The organism is Rhodococcus sp. Q (assembly GCF_005503035.1).
Lineage (GTDB): Bacteria > Actinomycetota > Actinomycetes > Mycobacteriales > Mycobacteriaceae > Rhodococcus_G.
On sequence record NZ_SCOY01000019.1, the window covers coordinates 38,665 to 54,595 of the forward strand.

Sequence of the window (15,931 nt, forward strand, 5' to 3'; positions counted from 1 at the left end):
TCGCTCACCCGTGACGAACGCGCACCATTCGACCGCCGAGGCGCCGAACACCGAACCGCTGACCAGGCGGTGGCTGTTCGGTGTCTCGGTGGTCGCGTTCGTTCTGGCCTTCTTCCAGGCGCCCGGCCTGCTCGTCGCCGACACCAAGTACGACCTGACGCAGAATCCGCTCGGCTTCCTGGAGCGGGCGTCCCACCAGTGGTCGTCACTCGCACCGCTCGGCCAGGTGCAGAACCAGGCCTACGGGTACTTCTTCCCGCACGGCGCCTTCTTCAGCGTCGGCCACATCCTCCACATTCCGCCGTGGATCACCCAGCGGATCTGGTGGGCACTGCTCCTGATCGCCGGGTTCTGGGGCATCGTGCGGCTCGCCGAGGCACTCGGCGTCGGTAGTCGCAGTTCCCGCATCATCGCGGCGCTCGCCTTCGCACTCTCCCCGCGCGTCCTGACCACCCTCGGGTCGATCTCGTCGGAAACCCTTCCGATGATGCTGGCCCCCTGGGTGTTGCTGCCGGTGGTCCTGGCGACGTCGTCGCCCGTACGACTTTCCGGTAGCCCCCACTACCGAACAGGCACACAGGCGCGGCTTGCCGCGCAGTCCGCGGCCGCGGTCGCGTTGATGGGCGCCGTCAACGCCGTCGCGACCGCCGCGGCCTGCCTCGTCGCCGGGCTCTGGTGGATCGCGCACCGCCCCAACCGGCGCTGGTGGATCTTCACGGCCTGGTGGCTGCCGCTGTGCCTGGTCGCCGTCGCCTGGTGGATGGTTCCGCTACTGCTGCTCGGCCGCGTCAGCCCACCGTTCCTCGACTACATCGAATCGTCGGGTGTGACGACGCAGTGGACCAGCCTCACCGAGGTTCTGCGCGGCACCGACAGTTGGACACCGTTCGTGTCCCCCGAGCGGATCGCCGGCGCCGTCCTCGTCACCCAGCCCGCCGCCGTCGTCGCGACCGGTGCGCTCGCCGCCGCGGGCATGGCCGGACTGGCGATGCGCTCGATGCCCGCGAAGGGCCGCCTGGTCCTGATCCTGTTCGTCGGTCTCGCAGGCCTCGGCGCCGGCTACATCGGTGAACTCGGCTCGCCCATCGCCGACTCCGTTCGACTGTTCCTCGACTCCGGCGGCGCGCCCCTGCGCAACGTGCACAAACTCGAACCGCTGGTCCGGCTCCCCCTCGTCCTGGGGCTCGCACACCTGCTCGCGAAGGTGCCGCTCCCCGGATCGGTGTCGTCGGCGCGGTGGCGCAGCGCGTTCGCTCACCCCGAACGCGAACCGATGGTCGCGCTGACCAGCCTGATCCTCGTCGCGCTCACCCTCGCGACCTCGCTCGCCTGGACGGGCAAGCTGGCACCGCGAGGCGCATACGACGAGGTTCCCTCGTACTGGCACGAGGCCGCCGACTGGCTCGGGGACAACGCCGCCGGGAACTCGCCCGACGGCTCCGACGCCGTCCGCGCGCTCGTCGTGCCCGGCGCCCCATTCGCGACGCAGATGTGGGGTCTGACCCGCGACGAACCGCTGCAGGCCCTGGCCACGACGCCGTGGGCGTCGCGCGACGCGGTCCCGCTGGTGCCGCCCGGCGCCATCCGCGCCCTCGACTCCGTCCAGCGCCTCATCGCCGACGGCACCCCGTCGGACGGCCTCGCCGCGACCCTGCGCGGCCAGGGCATCGGATACGTGGTGATCCGCAACGACCTCGACCCCGAGACCTCACGCTCGACCCGTCCACTGCTCGTACACCGGGCGATCGAGGGATCACCGGGCCTGACGCGGGTCGCGACGTTCGGCGACGACATCGGTCCCCCCAAGATGGACGACATCGTCACCGACGGCGACCTGGACCCCGACTACCCGGCGATCGAGATCTATCGCGTCGACACCGTAGATGCCGCCCCCGCAGGCCCCTACACCGTCGACCTGGCGGACGTCCCGCTCGTCCAGGGCGGCCCCGAGTCGGTACAGCGACTCGCCGCCCGCCGGGCTCGCGACGGTGACGGTGTCCCCGCCGGGCCGGTCCTCCTCGCCGCCGACGCCGCCCGCGCCGGGCTGCCCGTCGACGCCGTCACCGTGACCGACACACCGACCGACCGCGAAACCGACTTCGGTCAGGTCGACAACCACAGTTCGGCGCTGCGAGGGCCCGACGACGCGCGGCGCACCCACAACCTCGTCGCCGACTATCCCGTCCCGGACGCCGACCTCGTCACCGCCCGATGGGAGGGCGCGCGGATCACGACATCCAGCTCGGCGGCCGACGCCACGCAACTGGGCGGGACGGCGCCGGGCAGCGGGCCTGCCGCGATGATCGACGGCGACCAGGCCACCGGCTGGTTCAGCAACGGTCTGGAAAGCGCGCTCGGCCAGTGGGTTCGCCTCGACTTCGACCAACCGGTCACGAGCGGGCTGCTCAACCTGCGCACCAGCGCGGCCGCACTCGGTGTTCCGGTCCGGCAACTCGAGGTCACGACCGCGAACGGCAGCACCGCCGTCCGGATCGGCGAGCCCGGCGAACCGGCCGTCGTGTCCCTGCCGCCGGGCCGCACCGACTGGGTGAAGGTCACCGCGACGCACACCGAGGACGGGTCCGTCGGAACCCAGTTCGGGATCAGTGAGATCTCCGTCGACGACTACAGCGACCGCGACAACCCGGTGACCATTCCGATCCGGCACCTCACCGTCCTGCCCCCCACCCCCGCGGGCGCAGCCGTGACGGGATGGGACCTCGGCCAGGAACTTCCCGGGCGCACCGCCTGCATCGACGGCCCGGATCGCGTCCGCTGCCATCCCGGATTGGGACTGCAACCCGAGGAGCCCGGCACCTTCGAACGGACGCTGTCCGTGCCGGCCGACACCGCCGTCGCGCCGCGACTCCTGGTGCGGTCCCGGCAGAGCCCCGAACTCGACGACCTGCTCGCGGACCCGACGCGTGCCCGCGCGAGCGGCGACGCCACCGTCGTGGACGTTCGCGGGTCCGCAGCAGCGAGCGTCGACGGCGACGACCGCACCAGCTGGACCGCCTCCCGCGACAGCATCACCGCGCCTGGAGCGAAACCGACTGTGACGGTGACCCTTCCGGAGCCCACCCTGGTGTCGGGACTCGATCTGACGCCGAGCCTGGGCACCGTTCCCGCGCACGCCACCCGGGTCGCGGTGAACCTCGGAACCGGTCCGCAGGTACGCGACCTGGACTCGGACAACCGAATCGGCCTGGCGCCCACCGTCACCGACCGCATCGTGATCAGCGTCGTGGACTGGGACGACGTCCTCGACCGGACCGCACTCGGATTCGCCCAGCCGCACCCGCCCGGATTCGCCGAGATCGGCGTGCTCACCAGCGGCGGCGCCACCGTTGCAGGCACCGGAATCACCGAGGCCCCCGGCGACCGTGTCGTCACCGTCGGCTGCGACGCCGGACCCGTCATCTCGTTCGCCGGATCGGTGGTCCGCACCACGATCACTGCGACCGTCGACGAACTGCGCTCCGGTGCCACGGTTGCCGCGACGGTGTGCGATGCCGAGAACGCGTCCGGAGCACCGGTGCCACTGCCCGCAGGCGAGCAGTCCGTCGTCGTCGCGCCCGGTCCCACGTTCACCGTCGACAGCCTCCGACTCGACGCCGCGCCCGCGACGTCGCAGGCACAGCACCTCGTGCCGACGTCGACGAGCGCCTGGACCGCCAACCACCGCGAACTGACCGTCGACGCGGGCGACGGTCAGTCGACCGACGGCGACCGCATGCTGGTCAACCCCGAATCGCAGAACGTCGGCTGGATCGCCACCGCGCCCGACGGCACCGAACTCACCCCCGTCGTCGTGAACGGGTGGCAGCAGGGCTGGATCGTGCCCGCAGGCACCGCGGGCACCGTCACGCTCGAGTTCCCCACCGACCGCTGGTATCGCCTGGGAATCTTCGCGGGCCTGCTGGCACTGATCCCGCTCTTCGCGCTCGCGCTGTGGCCGCGCGGGCGTCGCACCGACTCCGATCCGGGTCCCGCACCGCGCACCTGGCACAGCACCGGTGTCGGCGCGGCAGGCGTGCTCGTCACCGCGACCGTCGTCGCGGGATGGGTCGGCGCACTGGTCGCCGTCCTGACCGCCGTCGCGGTCGTGCTCGTCGGACGACGACGCGGAGCCCGCGTCGCGTCACGCTCCCTCGTCGCCGCGGCAGGAATCGGGACCGCCCTCGGCGCCGCCCTGCTCTCGACCGGACCCTGGCGGTTCCCCGACGGCTACGTCGGGCACGCATGGCTGGTTCAGCTGGCCGCGCTGGTCGGCGTCGTCGCCGTCGGCTGGTCCGCGGTGCCGCTGCCCCGGACCGCCTCCCGGCTGCTGCGGCGGCGAGCCTCCCACCGGGCCAACGCCACCCGCGATGGCTCCTCGACGAGCGCGTAACTCGCCGACGCCACCGCCAGGCTCAGCACCACCGTCACCACCAGCACGAACACGAAGTCACCCTGGAACGGGACGATCCCGAAGACGGGGAACACGATCGACAGCACCAGCAGGTGCCAGATGAACACGCCGTACGACCAGCGTCCGACCGCAAGCGCCAGCGGCGACCCGAGGTACCGATGCCGGCCGTGGTCCCCGAACACCAGCGGAGCGAGCAGGCCGAACGCGATGACCGCGCCCAACGCGATCTTCACCGTGTACTGCCACGGCTGCGCCCGCTGCAACCCCTCCGGTCCCGCGAGATCGGTGCACGTGAGACCGAACGCAACCAGCACGATCAGCATCATCAGGCCGCGCCTGCGCAGGAACCGGTGCACCGGCCCCTCCGACAGCATCACCAGCTCGGCCAGCACCATGCCCGCCCCGAACCACGGCAGATAGCCGGGCAACCAGTTGTCGGAGTGGATGCCGTCCGGGGTCGACACCGGCACGAACCCCCACCCGAGACTCACCGCCATCGCGCCGAGCAGCACGGGGATCCGCCACCGCGCCGCCGCACCCCGCAGCCGGACGAGGGTGAACGCCAGCAGTGGCAGCACCAAGTAGAACGCCACCTCCACCGACAGGCTCCACATCTGGGTGAGGCCGTCGGTCAGTGTCAGCGGCACGAAGACCTGCACCAACCCCAGATTCGACAGCCACACCCGCCAGCCGCCGCCCGCGCTCGGCAGGAACGTCAGCACCACCACCACGACCACCCAATAGGCAGGCAGGATGCGGACCGCACGGTGCAGGAAGTACCGTCCGACGGCCGGGCGGGTGGCGAACCCGCGGGCGGTCGCGGCATGCGGACGCCACAGCAGGAACCCCGACAGCGCGAAGAACACGGCCACAGCCAGATCGAAACGCCCGAAGATCCGGCCGAGGACGGGAATCGACACGGCACCCGTCTGGAATGCGACGTGAGTGACGAGGACGCCGAGCGCGGCAAGCCCACGCATCCCTTCGAGGGACGGCACGAACCCTCGAACCGCCTGGTGAGGCGGGGCCGAAGGCTGGTCGACGTGGTCTGCGGAGGTGTTCATATCGCGTCCAGTGTGCGCGGAGGTCGCCGATTCGACCTACCGGTGAGTTTTCTACGGTGCCCGATATTAGGCGTGCCAGCGCAATCGAACACCGGACACTGTTACTGTCTCGTCTCACTGGGTGTCTCAGGACACTCCGCGATCAGTGCGGCCACCGCGCCACGCTGATGGGGCCATCAGGAGACTAAGGAGATTCGGTATGGCGGAACGCTCAGGGCCGAGCAGGATACTCGCCTGCATTCTGGTGGGGCTCGGCGCTTTCCTACTGGCTGCCGCCCTACTGATCCCGACCTACACCGTCGGCAAGCTCAAGAAGACCCCGCTCGACCTCGAGGTCACCACCATCGCCGAAGGCACCGGTGACGTCCTCGACGCCAAGTCGCTGACCTCGGGCAAGGCCGTCGTCAACACCGGCGTTCCGCTCGTCGCGCAGCGCTACGTCACCGTCGTCGACCCCTCCGACGCCGACCGCATCACGGTCCAGGCCGGTCAGACGCTGCGTCGCACCGACAAGCAGGGCGACACCGGCCTGCTGACCGCGACGATCGACCGCGTCACCCTCGACCGCGTCACCTCGATGCCGATCCAGGACCCGATCGGCACCATCCAGACCGACGCCAGCAAGCCCGCCGAAGAGGTCGAGCACACCGGCCTGCAGTACAAGTGGCCGTTCGACGGCGAGCAGAAGGCGTACCCGTACTTCGACCTCAACTCCCGCTCCACGCAGGACATCGACTTCGTCGAAGAGACCGAGATCAACGGGATGAAGGTCTACCACTACAACCAGAAGGTCGGCCCCGTCGACCTGTCGAAGGTCGTGGCCTCGCCCACCAACAAGCTGTCCCTCCCCGCCGACACCTGGGGTGTCGAGGGTGGCGCCGCGCCGATCACCATGTCCCGCTGGTACGAGAACGAGCGCGACGTGTGGGTCGATCCGGTCACCGGCGTCGTCGTCAAGGGCCAGGAGAAGCTGTTCCAGTACTACGCCCGGGCCGCTGGCAAGCCCGAGGTCACCGTCCTCAAGGCCACGCTGCCGTTCAACGAGGAGACCATCGAGTACCAGATCGGTCAGGCCAAGGACGGCGCCGACAAGCTGTCGACCTTCGGCCGCACTGTCCCGATCGTCGCCGGCATCCTCGGCGTCATCGCACTGGCCGCGGGCATCTTCCTCGGCACCCGCGGTGGCCGTGGCCCCAAGGACGCTCCCGTCGACGGCGGCGCGCCGGTCACACCGGCACCGGCCTACCAGGGCGACGCCGACACCGAGCTGATCCCCCGCCACGACTACACCTCCGACCAGACCGTCGAGATCCCGCAGGTCCGCCCGGACCAGGATCCGCCGACGACGCGTCAGTAGTAGCTCCACACGACTGGGCCCCGCACTCGACTCGAGTGCGGGGCCCTTTCGTATGTCCGGACGGGTGACGCCCATCTCGGCGTCGGGCAGCGTCGTCGCCTGCCACCGTTCCCTGATGTCACATCGGGTAACTCAGCGGTACCCGATGTGACATCAGGGAACCTCGGGAGGCGGTCAGGCGGGGCTGCGTAGGGCCAGCAGTGCCGCAGCCGCCGCGGTGAGGGCAGCCACGGACGCTGCGACCGCGATCAGCTGCGCGATGGTGGACACCGCCCCGAGGATCAGTGCCACCTCCGCGGCGAGTCCGATCCACGCGACGGCCGCGAGCCTGGTGCGCTCGCTGGCGATCGCGGACAGCAGTGCGCCCTGCAGGACGGCGAGGCACGCCCCGTTCAGCGCGAACGCCCACAGCAGGCCCTGCACGGGCGCGTACGACTCCCCGAGCAGGGCCGGCACGAGGGGCGCGGCGACGGCGGCAGCACCGACGGCGAGGGCGCCGATTCCCACGAGGACACCCAACGCGGACCGCACCGCCTGCCCCGAGTGCGCCGGATTGGCCATGCGCGGGTAGAGAACGACGCCGACCGCGGCGGGCAGCCAGAACGCAACCTTGGTGGCGACGGCGCCGAGGGCGTACTGCCCGGCGGCCTCGTCGCCGAGGACCACGCGGGAGAGCAGGACGTCCACGGACGACAGCACGATCAGCGCCAGCTGCACCTGCGATGCGCGCAGGACCGCCGCGACTCCGACGTCGGCGCGTGCGGTGTCGGTCGCGGGCACGCGACCGACGAACAGCCGGGCCGCGACGGCGACGACACCCGTGCCGACGGCCGACGCGGTGAGCGCTGCGCCCGGACCCCCTCCGACGGCCAGCACCGCGACCGCGGGCGCGACCTTGCCGAGTCCGGCGACGGCGAGAACGACTGCGAGGGCAGCGAATCGGCCTGCTCCCTGCAGCAGACCCTGTTCGCCCGCCAGCAACACAAGCATCGGCGCGGTGAGCAGCGCGGCCGCGGTCGCGGCGACGCTGGTGCCGAGGGCCGCGGAGATCGGTACGACGAGCAGTGCCGCGAGGACGACGACGATGGCCGTGCACCGCCAGGCCAGTGCCCGGAGCGCGGCCGGGTGGCGTCCGAGGACCACCTCGCGCGCGACGACGGTCTGCAGGGCGAGGGCAGGCACGGCAAGGACGAGTTGCGCTGCGGTGAGGGCGGCGAACTCGCCGTAACCGGCGGGCCCGAGCCACCGCGCCGCGAGCAGCGCGAGGAGGTAGGACGCGACGTTCGCGGTCATCGACCCTGCGGTCACCATCGTCATCCCGGCCACGGCAGAAGTCGTGGCGGGCCGCGGAGTCATCCGCCAATGATGACACCCATTAGTCTTCGGTCCATGATCGCGCGGCCCGCGGGGCTCACCCGGCCGGCCGAGCCCGCGTTCGGTCTTGCTCTCGCGTTGGTGATACTGGGGCCACTGCTCGGGCCGGGTCACCTACTGGTGCGGGATGCGGTCAGCACCCCTCGGTCGTACCTCACCGACTCGGCGTTGGGCCTGTCGGACGCTGCGGCGCGCGCGGTACCGCAGGACGCGGCGCTGGCGGTCGCGTCGACGGTGGTCGACGGCGGCGTGGTCGTGAAGGTCGTTCTGCTGCTCGCACTGTGGGCGGCGGGGTGGGGCGCGGCGCGCATGGTCGCGGTGCTACTGCCGACCGTCACCCTGCCCGCACGACTGCTGGCGTCGACGGTGACGCTGTGGAATCCGTACGTCGCGGAACGCCTGCTGCAGGGGCACTGGAGTCTACTGACGGGGTATGCGGCGTTGCCGTGGATCGTGGTCGCGGTCGTCGCGATCAGGCGGTCGACGCCGGGAGTCCTGGTGTGGTGTCCGCTGGTGTTCGCGCTGGCCGCCGCCGGGTTGACGCCGACGGGCGCCGTCATGGCGTCCCTGCTGGCGTTGCTGCTGCTCGCGACGCCGGGCGGTCGGTCGAGGCGCGGCGTTCGCGTTCTGGTCGGAGCACTGATCGCAGCGGGGGTGTCGGCGCCGTGGCTCGCGGCGACCGCCCTGTCCGGGGCGGGCGCGCAGGGCGCCGATCCCGCGGGGGTCGCGGCGTTCGCGGCGCGCGCCGAGCCGGGTCTGGCGACGGTGGGCAGTCTCGCGGGGTTGGGCGGGATCTGGAATGCGGACGCCGTACCGGGCAGCCGGACGTCGCTGTGGGCGTTGATCGCCACCGCCGTGCTGCTGACGCTGGTCGCGTGCGGGCTACCCGCGCTGTGGCGCAGGCGCCGGAATCCGATGCTGGTGGTGTTGGCCGCTCTTGCGGCGGTCGCCGTGGTGCTGCCCGCGGTCGGGGCGACCGGGTGGGGACTGACCGTCGCGGAGTGGGCGGTCGTGCACGTGCCGGGGTTCGGGCTGCTGCGCGACGCCCAGAAGTGGGTCGCGCTCGCGGTGCCGTTCTACGCGCTCGCGGCAGCGGTCGGAGTCGGGGTGCTCGCGGCGTTCGGCCGTCGGGTGTTCACCCCCGACCGGGCCGACGCCGGCCCGCCTCGCGCTGCGGCAGGCGTCGCGATTGCCGTCGTTCTGTTGTCACTACCTGACCTGGCGTGGGGTGTCGGGGGCGCACTGCGGCCGGTGCACTATCCGGACTCCTGGCAGCAGGTGGCGGCCGTGCTCGACGGTGCCGACGGCGACGTCGCGGTGCTGCCCGCCGGGACGTTCCGCCGGTTCCCGTATTCGGGGTCTGCACCGGTGCTCGATCCGGCACCCCGGATGCTGCCCCTCGACGTCCCGCAGACGGGGGAACTCCTGGTCGTCGGCGCCCGTGACTCCGACGTCGCCGGGGAGGGTGGCCGGGCAGCCGAGATCGAGGAGCTGCTCGAGAAGGGCGGTGCGCCGGAGGATCTCGCGGCACGCGGTGTCGGATGGGTGCTCGTCGAACACGGCACGCCGGGTGAACCGGGGGACACTCACCTGCTGGACGCGTTGGAGCCGGCGTTCACCGACGAGCACCTCACGCTGTATCGGGTTCCGGGAGACGTTGCACCGCAGGACTATTCATCAACGCATCGGGCCACCCTGGTGGCCGCGCACCTGCTGTGGGCGCTGCTGCTAGCCGGCGGCGCGCTCGGCTGCGTAGTCGGCGCGGTCCGTCGTCGGGTCCGCCCCGATCAGTCCTGACACGTGCCGTCCCGCCGCCGATTCGGCGAGGACGGTGTGCACCCCGGCCGCGGTCTGCGCCCAGGAGAACTCGGCGGCCCGCACCCGCGCCTTCTCCCCCAGTTCGGTGCGACGCTCGGCATCGAGCAGTAGCTCCTCGACGGCTCCGGTCAACGCGGCGACGTCCTCGCCGCCGCGGTCCGGGTCCGCGATCTCGGCGCCGACCACGACACCGGTGACGCCGTCCACGATCGAATCGGTCAGTCCGCGGGACGAGCGGTAGCCGACCGTCGGGACGCCGTGCTGCGCCGCTTCGATGACGGCGAGCCCCCAGCCCTCCTTGCGGGACGGCATCACGTGTACCCATGCCCGGGCGAGGAGTTCGTGCTTGCGCTGTTCGGGCACGTGCCCGTGGAACGTCACCGCGTCGGCGATGCCGAGTTCGGCGGCGCAGTCGCGCAGGTTCTGCTCCCACCAGCCACCGCCGACGACGTCGAGGTGCAGCCCCGGGATTCGTGACCGCAGCGTCGCGACGGCGTTCAGCGCGTCTTCGATCTGCTTGTGGGGCACGAGACGTGACAGGACACAGATGCTGGGGTGCGCCGTGCGGGTGGCGTCGTCACCGACGGGCGCGGTCGGCGGGACCGCGTCGACGCCGTTGCGAACCACGGCGACCCTGCCTCGGTCGACGCCGAGTGCATCGAGTTCCTCCGCGGACGGCAGCGACACCGTCAGGTACTGGTTGCTGCTGTGTACGCGCGGCGACAGTCGGGATTCGACCCACCAACCGATCCGGCCGACGAGCTTGCCCGCGACGGGCCACTGCTCGCGGTGGCAGTGGTGCACGAGGACGGTGCTGGGTGCGCCTGCGACGAGCCGGGCGAAGAACGGGATGCCGTTCTGGGTGTCGACAACGGCGTCGGGCCTGATGCCCTTGAGCGGGCCGAAACCGAGCCGACCTGCGGCGATCGCGGCGAGCGCCCGCGGATAGACCGTGAACCGTCCGCCACCCCGGCTGATCCGGATGCCGTCGACGACCTCGTCGCGGGGCGCCCCCGGGTACGAGGCGGTGCGGAGAGTGACGGTGATCCCGCGTGCGGCCAGCCCGGCGCCGACCTGTTCCAGGTAGCGTTCGCTGCCGCCGCCCTGGGGATGCCCGGTGTCCCGCCAGCACAGCAACAGAACCTCGCGCACGGCACTACTCCTGGAACCCTCGGGTGTGTCGACCGCGGCGGCGGCCGTTGCACACCTTATCGGCTTTGTCCTGCCGCGTGGTGCGGGTCGGTGCCGACGTGATCGCGTCGTTGTACGTGTCGATAGGCTGGCTCGCCGTGACCGCGCTCCCCGTGACCCGCCTCTTCGCCCGTCGGGCCACCCTCCGCCGCTCGGTGCGGCTGCTGTCGGACTTCCGGTTCGAGCAGACCGATCCGGACCGCTTCTACGGTGCGCTGGCGACGGATTCTCTCGAACTGATCGGCGACCTGCACGCCGGTGCGACGGGCCGGACGTTGGAAGGCCTGACGGTTCTCGATGTCGGCGGCGGTCCCGGCTACTTCGCGGACGCGTTCCGCGGCGCCGGTGCGACCTACGTTCCGGTGGAGCCGGACCCGACGGAGATGCACGCCGCGGGTCTGCCCGCACACGGCGGCATCCGCGGGTCGGGGATGGCGTTGCCGGTGCGGGACGCGTCCGTCGACATCTGTTTCTCGTCGAACGTCGCCGAGCACGTGCCGCAGCCGTGGACGATGGCCGACGAGATGCTGCGGGTGACCAAGCCGGGCGGGCTGATGGTCCTGTCGTACACGCTGTGGTGGGGTCCGTTCGGCGGACACGAGACGGGTCCGTGGCACGCGTTCGGCGGCGAGTACGCGGCCCGTCGTTACGCCCGCAAGCACGGCAGGGAGCCGAAGAACCGGTTCGGGGTGTCCCTGTTCGACGTCGGGGCCGCGGACGGTTTGACCTGGGCGCGCTCGACGACCGACGGCGACCTGCTCGCCGCGTTTCCCCGGTATCACCCACGCTGGGCGTGGTGGCTGGTCAGAGTCCCACTGGTGCGCGAATTCCTGGTCTCGAACCTGGTCCTGGTGGTGCGTCGACGCTGACGCGCTTGTTCGCCTTTCCGGTGGCCGGAACGACGACACAGGTGCACGGGCGATAGCCTGCGGCGATGACCGCACTCGCCCTCGACATCGGCGGCACCAAGTTGGCGGCCGCGCGGGTCGAATCGGACGGGACGCTGGCCGGCGAACAGCAGGTCGCGACACCGGACGTCGGCGTGTGGGCGGCCGCCGAATCCCTGCTTGCCGCCGTGGCAGCCGGGCGCCGGGTCGAGCGGGTCGGGATCGCGTCCGCCGGACCCGTCGACGCTCTGGCAGGCGCCGTCGGCCCCCTCAACATCGCGGAGTGGCGTCACGGTTTCCCGCTCGTCGACGCGGTGCGCAGCCTGTTTCCGAACGCGGACATCACCCTCGCGATCGACGGCGCGTGCTGCACCCTCGCCGAGTACCGGTTCGGCGCGGGACGCGGCATCGACAACCAGATCGGGATGATCGTGTCGACCGGCGTGGGCGGGGGGATCGTCCTGGAGGGTCGGATCCTCGGTGGGCGAACCGGCAACGCAGGCCACATCGGGCACGTCGTGGTCCCGGGAGCGGAGGACGTGCCCTGCGCGTGCGGCGGTTTCGGGTGTCTGGAGGCGGTCGCGTCGGGTCCGTCCGCGGTCCGGTGGGCGAACGCCAGGGGTTGGGTGGGGTCGACCGGCATGGAGTTGGCGCGGGCGGCGAAGTCCGGGGACCACGTCGCCGCGGCGGCGCTGAGCCGATCCGGGACGGCGATCGGCGCCGCGATCGCGTCGACGGCCGCCGTCCTCGACCTCGATCTGGCCGTCGTCGGCGGCGGCTTCGGTCAGGCCGGAGCGCAGTTGTGGGGTCCGATGAGGGACGCGGCGCGGCGCCACGCCGGGCTGTCGTTCAGCCGAGGCCTGCGGGTCGTCCCGGCGACGCTCGGCGCGCGGGCAACCCTGATCGGCGCCGGCGTTCTGACCTGCGGCGATTAATTCCGTTACAGGCCCAACCGAAATGGGTGGTGATTTCACCCCCACGACTCTGTAACGTGTTCTAGTGTGCTTCTCACCACACTCAGCCTCGGAGGCCGGGATCGCCCCGCGTCCGCCGAGGACGACGGAACGAGGGCACTGTGAGCGCAACCGAGATCGCCGAGGGTGACAACCACGCCGAATTCTCGCGACCCAGCGAGTCCCGGCGCGACCCGGAACAGCTCCGCGATGCACTGCAGACCTGGCTGGCCGGCCGCCTCCCCGCCGACGCGGACCCGCAGATCCTCGAGGTTCGCCTCCCCGACGCGAACGGCATGTCCAGCGAGACCGTGCTCCTCGATGCCGAATGGACCGAGGACGGCACTCGCCGCGTACACGAACTGGTCGCCCGGATCGAACCCGGCGCATCGTCGATGCCGATCTTCCCGAGCTACGACATGGGCACCCAGTTCGACGTCATGAAGGCTGTCGGTGACCTGTCCGACGTCCCGGTCCCGACCGCGTACTGGTCCGAACCGGACCCGACGCCGCTCGGCGCGCCGTTCTTCGTCATGCAGCGCATCGAGGGTGTCGTCCCGCCGGACGTCATGCCCTACAACTTCGGGTCGTGGCTGTCGGAGGCGACGCCCGAGCAGCGCCGAACCCTGCAGGACGCGTCCGTCGGTGTCCTCGCCGCACTGCACGCGATCCCCGACGCTGCCGAGAACTTCGGTTTCCTGCACCTGCACGACGCGGGCCCGACCGCCGAGGACGCGTTCCGAGCGCACCTCGCCCGGCAGCGCGGCTACTACGGGTGGGCCACGTCCGACGGGCCGCGGTCGCCGCTGATCGAGCGCGCCCTCGACTGGCTCGAGGCGAACGTGCCCGCCGACCCGTCACCCGCGGTCCTGTGCTGGGGAGACTCCCGCATCGGCAACATCATGTTCCGCGACTTCACACCTGTCGCGGTGCTGGACTGGGAGATGGCTGCACTCGGCCCCCGCGAGATGGATGTCGCGTGGATGATCTTCCTGCACAGGTTCTTCGAGGACCTGGCCGCCGTCGCGGGACTACCCGGACTTCCCGACTTCATGCGCCGCGACGACGTCGCCGCCACCTACGCGGACCTCACGGGGTACACCGCCGAGAATCTCGACTACTACAGCGTCTACGCCGCGCTTCGGCACGCAACGATCATGTTCCGCGTGCAGAGCCGGGCGATCGCGTTCGGGCACGCGACGCTGCCGGACGATCCCGACGACATGATCATGCACCGCAAGACACTCGAGGACATGATCGACGGCACCTACTGGGCCAGGGTTCCGTGACGCCCGCAACAGCGACTTCAACGACGCACGCACCGGGGGAGGCCAGCACCTGATCCCTCGTTCCACCGCATTCGACGACCCGCACGAGCCGAAATCCGCACCAGCAAGGAAGAACTCATGACCGACTACGACAAGCTCTACATCGGCGGACAGTGGACGCAGCCGTCCACGTCCGAACGCCTCGAGGTGTTCTCGCCCGCGACCGAGGAGCGGGTCGGCAGCGTGCCGGTCGCCGCCCCCGCGGACATCGACGCTGCGATCGGCGCCGCCCGCGCCGCCCTCGAGTCCGGCCCCTGGCCGCAGACCACCCCGACGCAGCGCGCCGAGATCCTCGTCAAGGCCGCGAAGCTGATCGAGGAGCGCGCCGACGAGCTGTGCACGCTGATCTCGGCCGAGATGGGCGCGCCGCGGGCGAGCGTCGAGCTGATGCAGAAGACGCCGACGCTGGCGGTGCTGAACAGCTACGCGGCGCTGGCGGAGACGTTCACCTGGGAGGAAGAGCGCACCGGACCGTTCGGCGTCTGCAAGGTCGTGCGCGAGCCGGTCGGCGTCGTCGCCGCCGTCATCGCCTGGAATGTCCCGCTGTTCCTGCTGGTGAACAAGCTCGCGCCTGCGATCATCTCCGGCTGCACCCTGGTGCTCAAGCCCGCGCCGGAAACCCCGATGAACGCCAACCTCGTCGCCGAGATCTTCGCCGAGGCCGGCCTGCCCGAGGGCGTGCTGTCCATCGTCCCCGGCGGCGCGGAAACCGGCGAATACCTGGTCTCGCACCCCGACGTCGACAAGATCACCTTCACCGGCAGCAGCGCCGTCGGCCGCAAGATCGGCGCGATCGCCGCGCAGAACCTCAAGCGCTGCTCGCTCGAGCTCGGTGGCAAGTCCGCCGCGATCCTGCTCGAGGACATGGACGTCGCGACGGCCATGCCGATGCTGGTGCTGTCCGGCCTGATGAACTCCGGCCAGGCGTGCGTCGGCCAGACCCGCATCCTCGCCCCGCGCTCCCGCTACGACGAGATCGTCGAGGCGATGGTGCAGTTCGCCGGGTTCTTCCCGGTCGGCGGACCCGACGACGCGGCCGCGCAGCTCGGCCCGATCATCACCGCCAAGCAGCGCGACAAGGTCCTCGGATACATCGAGAAGGGCAAGGAGGAAGGCGCCCGCCTCGTCCTCGGCGGCGGCGTGCCGGCCGGCCTCGAGAAGGGCTACTTCGTCGAGCCGACCATCTTCGCGGACGTCGACAACTCGATGACCATCGCGCGCGAGGAGATCTTCGGACCCGTGCTGTCGGTGATCCCCTACGACACCGTCGACGAGGCCATCAAGATCGCCAACGACTCCGACTACGGCCTCGCCGGCTCGGTGTACACCACCGACGTCGAGAAGGGCCTCGAGATCGCCAAGCAGATCCGCACCGGCACCTACGGAATCAACTGGTACGCCTTCGATCCGGGCTCCCCGTTCGGCGGCTACAAGAACTCCGGCATCGGCCGCGAGAACGGCCCCGAGGGTCTGGACGAGTACTGCGAGATCAAGTCGATCCTGATGCCGCCCGGCTACGGCGCCTGATCTCCCACTGACGCGAACGCG

Annotated in this window: 9 protein-coding genes and 1 pseudogene; 7 read left to right on the top strand and 3 right to left on the bottom strand. The window is 71.0% G+C overall.

Translation table 11 applies throughout. The features are described 5' to 3' along the window. The first annotated feature begins 10 nt into the window (after nt 1–10). On the top strand, nt 11–4,390 hold the full coding sequence (locus FFS72_RS27060; RefSeq protein WP_137875113.1) for an alpha-(1->3)-arabinofuranosyltransferase domain-containing protein: 4,380 nt from the start codon (nt 11–13) through the stop codon (nt 4,388–4,390). A gap of 23 nt (nt 4,391–4,413) precedes the next feature. Here the strand turns inward: FFS72_RS27060 and FFS72_RS17490 are convergent. Continuing rightward, nucleotides 4,414–5,475 (bottom strand): annotated as a pseudogene (locus FFS72_RS17490) (acyltransferase family protein); the annotation flags it as partial. A gap of 199 nt (nt 5,476–5,674) precedes the next feature. Between FFS72_RS17490 and pgfA the strand changes: the two are divergent. Then, entirely contained in the window at nt 5,675–6,832 is a 1,158-nt protein-coding gene (gene pgfA / locus FFS72_RS17495) for a cell envelope lipid trafficking protein PgfA (protein ID WP_137875114.1), read from the top strand. Nucleotides 6,833–7,006: 174 nt separating this feature from the next. Here pgfA and FFS72_RS17500 read toward each other — a convergent pair whose 3' ends face one another. After that, nucleotides 7,007–8,188 carry a polysaccharide biosynthesis protein gene (locus tag FFS72_RS17500; RefSeq protein WP_137875115.1) on the bottom strand — a complete coding sequence of 394 codons (1,182 nt, stop codon included), beginning with the start codon at nt 8,186–8,188 and terminating at the stop codon, nt 7,007–7,009. A 33-nt stretch (nt 8,189–8,221) separates the two neighbouring features. On the opposite strand from FFS72_RS17500, the gene FFS72_RS17505 reads away from it, so the two are divergent. Then, nucleotides 8,222–10,003, top strand: coding sequence for an MmpA family trehalose lipid delivery protein (locus FFS72_RS17505; protein ID WP_137875116.1), 1,782 nt, complete (start codon nt 8,222–8,224; stop codon nt 10,001–10,003). Here FFS72_RS17505 and FFS72_RS17510 read toward each other — a convergent pair. Beyond that, nucleotides 9,935–11,176, bottom strand: coding sequence for a glycosyltransferase family 4 protein (locus FFS72_RS17510; RefSeq protein WP_137875117.1), 1,242 nt, complete (start codon nt 11,174–11,176; stop codon nt 9,935–9,937). The two genes, FFS72_RS17505 and FFS72_RS17510, sit on opposite strands and share 69 nt — an antisense overlap. A 137-nt stretch (nt 11,177–11,313) precedes the next feature. Here FFS72_RS17510 and FFS72_RS17515 point away from each other — a divergent pair, with 137 nt between their 5' ends. The 4 genes from FFS72_RS17515 to FFS72_RS17530 all read left to right on the top strand — a co-directional run bounded on the left by FFS72_RS17515 (nt 11,314) and on the right by FFS72_RS17530 (nt 15,910). After that, entirely contained in the window at nt 11,314–12,084 is a 771-nt protein-coding gene (locus tag FFS72_RS17515; protein WP_249353382.1) for a class I SAM-dependent methyltransferase, read from the top strand. A gap of 65 nt (nt 12,085–12,149) precedes the next feature. Next, on the top strand, nt 12,150–13,037 hold the full coding sequence (locus FFS72_RS17520; RefSeq protein WP_137875118.1) for an ROK family protein: 888 nt from the start codon (nt 12,150–12,152) through the stop codon (nt 13,035–13,037). A 140-nt stretch (nt 13,038–13,177) separates the two neighbouring features. Further along, nucleotides 13,178–14,344 (top strand): phosphotransferase family protein, encoded by a 1,167-nt coding sequence (locus FFS72_RS17525; protein WP_137875119.1) that lies wholly within the window; start codon nt 13,178–13,180, stop codon nt 14,342–14,344. 117 nt (nt 14,345–14,461) lie between these two features. Further along, nucleotides 14,462–15,910 (top strand): aldehyde dehydrogenase, encoded by a 1,449-nt coding sequence (locus tag FFS72_RS17530; protein ID WP_137875120.1) that lies wholly within the window; start codon nt 14,462–14,464, stop codon nt 15,908–15,910. Nucleotides 15,911–15,931 lie beyond the last annotated feature (21 nt).

Coding starts and splice junctions, on each gene's coding strand:
- FFS72_RS17505 (WP_137875116.1), top strand. CDS start 8,222: ATGATCGCGCGGCCCGCGGGGCTCACCCGGCCGGCCGAGCCCGCGTTC.
- pgfA (WP_137875114.1), top strand. CDS start 5,675: ATGGCGGAACGCTCAGGGCCGAGCAGGATACTCGCCTGCATTCTGGTG.
- FFS72_RS17530 (WP_137875120.1), top strand. CDS start 14,462: ATGACCGACTACGACAAGCTCTACATCGGCGGACAGTGGACGCAGCCG.
- FFS72_RS17500 (WP_137875115.1), bottom strand. CDS start 8,188: ATGACTCCGCGGCCCGCCACGACTTCTGCCGTGGCCGGGATGACGATG.
- FFS72_RS17520 (WP_137875118.1), top strand. CDS start 12,150: ATGACCGCACTCGCCCTCGACATCGGCGGCACCAAGTTGGCGGCCGCG.